Origin of the sequence: Kribbella turkmenica, assembly GCF_004348725.1 — a bacterium.
Lineage (GTDB): Bacteria > Actinomycetota > Actinomycetes > Propionibacteriales > Kribbellaceae > Kribbella > Kribbella turkmenica.
Map to the genome: position 1 here is coordinate 1 of NZ_SMKR01000292.1, position 3753 is coordinate 3753.

Here is a 3753-nt window from a genome sequence, read left to right on the forward strand (position 1 = left end):
GGCGAACCTGTCGTACGGACCGCAGGGTCTCGAGCTTCTTGCCGGTGGTGGCTCCGCCGCTGACGCTGTCGCGCAACTGACGGACTCCGACGAGGAGCGTGAGCATCGCCAGATCGGTGTGGTCGACGCGCAGGGGCGCGGCGCCACGTTCACCGGCAGCGCCTGCATGGACTGGGCGGGCGGGAAGGCCGGCGACGGTTTCGCGATCCAGGGCAACATCCTGGCAGGCACGCAGGTCGTGGAGGCGATGGCCGACGCTTGGGCGACGCCCCCCGGCGGATCGTTCGAGCGGCGGCTGATCGCGGCGTTGTCGGCCGGCGATCAGGTGGGCGGAGACCGCCGTGGGCGGCAGAGCGCGGCGCTCCGCGTGTGGCGCGAAGGAGCGGCGTACGGCGGTGTGCTCGACATCGCCATCGACCTACGCGTCGACGATCATCAGACGCCGATCGACGAACTGGGCCGTCTGCTGGACCTCCACGAGCTGTACTTCGGCGAGCCGGATCCGGACAGCCTGCTGCCACTGGAAGGCGCATTGGCCGAAGAGGTTGCCGCCGACCTCGAAACGCTGGGCTACGAGACCAGCGGCGGGTTGGCCGCTGCGCTCGACGCCTGGGCGAGTACCGAGAACTTCGAGGAGCGGATGGTCCCGGGCGAACTCGACCCGGTGCTGCTGGCGCAACTCCGCCAGCAGGCCGCCGACAAGCGTTCCTGAACGGCGAGACGCACGCCGCCGCGGAGTCGCCTCGAGATGGTGTCGGGAGACTCCGCGGCGGTGGCCGATCCGTGGCGGCGACTACTCCGAAATCTGGTACGTCGGGGTGAGGATCGCCCGGGCGAGGGTGTGGAAGGCGAGGTTGAAGCCGACCACGGCAGGGGTGGCGTCGGCATCCACGTCCAGGGCCTCGACGTCGATCGCGTGGACGACGAAGTAGTAGCGGTGCACCTGGTCGCCCGCGGGCGGGGCGGCGCCGCCGTAGCTCTTGCTGCCGAAGTCGTTGCGGACGTGGAAGGCGCCGTTGTCGAGGCGTTCGGTGGCGCCGGCGCCGGTGTCCAGGGAGGTGACCGTGGCGGGCAGGTTGACCAGGACCCAGTGCCAGAAGCCGGACACGGTCGGGGCGTCCGGGTCGAAGCAGGTCACCACGAAGCCCTTGGTCTCCTCGGGGAACCCGGACCAGCTGAGCTGCGGGGAGGTGTTGCCGACGGCGAACGCGTGCTCGTCGGACAGCGCCTCGCCGTCGGCGACGTCGGTGCTGGTGACGGTGAAGGTGCCGGCCTTCGGGAGGAGTTCGTACGGGTCCGGTGCGACGGGCCGATCAAGCGACATCTGTGATCCTCCAGGGTCTCGCGACGTGTGGTGATTCCGACATTACTGTCCACAGATCGCGGATCCGGCGTGGGGCGCCTGCTCAGAAATGCGAAGATCGGTCCAGACGACGAGTGGAGGACCTGCGGTGGAGGAGTACCTGGCCCGGATCGGCCCGGCGGACGAGGCGGCGATGCGCGCCGCCACCCAGCGGCAGCTCGGGTTGACGAAACCGGCCGGTTCCCTCGGCGTGCTGGAGGACCTGTCGGTCCGCGTCGCCGGGATGGCCGGGAGTTGCCCGCCCGCGGTTCCGTCGCCGGCCGTGGTCACCGTCTTCGCGGCCGATCACGGCGTGCACGCACAGGGTGTGTCGCCCTGGCCGCAGGAAGTGACCGCCGCGATGCTGGCCAACTTCGCGGCCGGCGGGGCCGCGGTGAACGCGTTCGCCGCCAACAACCGCGTCGACGTCCGCGTGGTCGACGTCGGGGTGGCGACCGACGTGGACGACCTGGACGTCGTGCACGCCAAGGTCCGCCCCGGCACGCGCGACCTGTCCGCCGGGCCCGCGCTCACCGCGGACGAGACCAGAGCGGCGGTCGCGGTCGGGCTCGACCTCGCCGACACGCTGGTCAAGGACGGCTACCGCTGCCTGCTCACCGGCGACATGGGCATCGCGAACACGACCGCCTCGGCCGCGCTGATCGCGACCTTCACCGGTGCGACCGCAGAGGTGGTGACCGGCCGGGGGACCGGTATCGACGACGCCACGCTCGCCCACAAGACCAACGTGATCAAGGCCGCGCTCGCGCGGCACGACGTACCGGCGACCGAGCCTCTGAAGGCTCTCCAGGCGTACGGCGGCCTCGAACACGCCGCCCTGGCCGGGTACCTCCTCGGTGGCGCGGCCAACAAGGTGCCGGTCATCCTCGACGGGGTGATCGCGGGCGCCGCGGCGCTGGTCGCGCAGGCGTTCCACCCGGCGGTGATCGACTACTGCGTCGCCGGGCACCGCTCGGCCGAGCCGGGTCATGCGATCGCGCTGAAGACACTCGGGCTGCAGCCGTTGGTCGATCTGGACCTCCGGCTGGGAGAGGGGACCGGCGCCGTGCTGGCGTATCCGATCCTGACCTGCGCCGTTCGCGCGCTCCGCGAGATGGCCACCTTCGCGTCCGCGGGGATCAGCTCGTGACCAGTCAGTACCTGTCCGGCCTGGTGCTCGACGGCCGCCGAGTGGTCGTTGTCGGGGGCGGTGGTGTCGCCCAGCGGCGGCTGCCACGACTGCTCGAGTCCGGCGCGCGGATCGAGCTGATCTCGCCGTCGATCACGCCGACCATCGAAGGCCTGCTCTCCCACCCGTCGCTCACCTGGATCGAGCGCGGCTACCAGTACGGCGACCTCGACGGCTCCTGGTACGTCGTTGTGGCGACGGACGATCCCGCGGTCAACGACGAGGTCTCGCGGGAGGCGGAGGAACGACGGATCTTCTGTGTCCGCTCCGATGACCGGTCTCGCGCGACGGCGTGGACGCCGGCGTCGGGGCAGCACGACAACGTGACGATCGGCGTGCTCGGCGGCGGTGATCACCGGCGGTCGGCCGCGGTCCGGGATGCGATCCTGGAAGAGCTGCGGACCGGGGAGCTGGCCGCGCGGGAGGTCGACAAGAAGCCTGGCGTGTATCTGGTCGGTGGGGGGCCGGGCGACCCGGACCTGATCACCGTTCGCGGCCGGCGTCTGCTTGCCGAGGCCGATGTGGTCGTCGCCGACCGGCTCGCGCCGCAGCAGTTACTGGACGAGTTGCATCCGGAGGTGGAGCTGTTCGACGCGGCGAAGCTTCCGCGGGGGCGGGCGGCGCAGCAGGAGGAGATCAACCGGATCCTGGTCGACCGCGGTCGACAGGGGAAGGTCGTCGTCCGGTTGAAGGGCGGCGATCCCTACGTGTTCGGGCGTGGGTTCGAGGAGGCGCTGGCCTGTGCGGAGGCCGGCGTGCCGTGGACGGTCGTGCCGGGGATCACGAGTTCGATCTCGGTGCCCGCGGTGTCCGGGATCCCGGTCACGCATCGCGGCGTGACGCATGAGTTCACCGTGGTGTCCGGGCATATTCCGCCGTCGCATCCGGATTCGCTGGTCAACTGGGACGCGCTCGCGCAGTTGTCGGGCACGCTGGTGCTGCTGATGGCGGTGGAGAATCTGCCGGCGATCGCCGAGCGGCTGATCGCGGGTGGCCGACTCGCGAGCACGCCGGCCGCGGCGATCGCCGACGGGACGCTTCCCGGGCAGCGGATGGTGAGCTCCGACCTCGCCGGCATCGCCGGTGCGATGCAGGAGGCCGGCGTCGGCGCCCCCGCGATCGTTGTCATCGGCAACGTAGTCGAGGTGGCGTCCCAGGTCCGCGGCGGCGCCGCGGAGCGGGCTGAGGCGGTCGCGGGGGCGGATGTGGACGGCGCTGCCGT

4 protein-coding genes are annotated in these 3753 nt (G+C 71.2%); 3 read left to right on the forward strand and 1 reads right to left on the reverse strand.

Translation table 11 applies throughout. The features are described 5' to 3' along the window. Nucleotides 1-712: DUF1028 domain-containing protein (locus tag E1218_RS35150; RefSeq protein WP_132327349.1), on the forward strand; the 712-nt coding region annotated here is incomplete at its 5' end. A gap of 81 nt (nucleotides 713-793) precedes the next feature. Here E1218_RS35150 and E1218_RS35155 read toward each other — a convergent pair. Next, nucleotides 794-1324 carry a YbhB/YbcL family Raf kinase inhibitor-like protein gene (locus tag E1218_RS35155; protein ID WP_132327350.1) on the reverse strand — a complete coding sequence of 177 codons (531 nt, stop codon included), beginning with the start codon at nucleotides 1322-1324 and terminating at the stop codon, nucleotides 794-796. A 127-nt stretch (nucleotides 1325-1451) separates the two neighbouring features. Between E1218_RS35155 and cobT the strand changes: the two genes are divergently transcribed. Together cobT and cobA are read left to right on the forward strand one after the other, a co-directional pair. Beyond that, a complete protein-coding gene (cobT, locus tag E1218_RS35160) occupies nucleotides 1452-2492 on the forward strand; it encodes a nicotinate-nucleotide--dimethylbenzimidazole phosphoribosyltransferase (RefSeq protein ID WP_202866369.1) in 1041 nt (346 codons plus the stop codon). Further along, nucleotides 2489-3753: uroporphyrinogen-III C-methyltransferase (gene cobA, locus E1218_RS35165; protein WP_132327352.1), on the forward strand; the 1265-nt coding region annotated here is incomplete at its 3' end. The genes cobT and cobA, both read left to right, overlap by 4 nt.

Excerpts from the sequence above, each read along its gene's own strand:
- E1218_RS35155 (WP_132327350.1), bottom strand. The coding sequence starts at position 1,324 with ATGTCGCTTGATCGGCCCGTCGCACCGGACCCGTACGAACTCCTCCCG.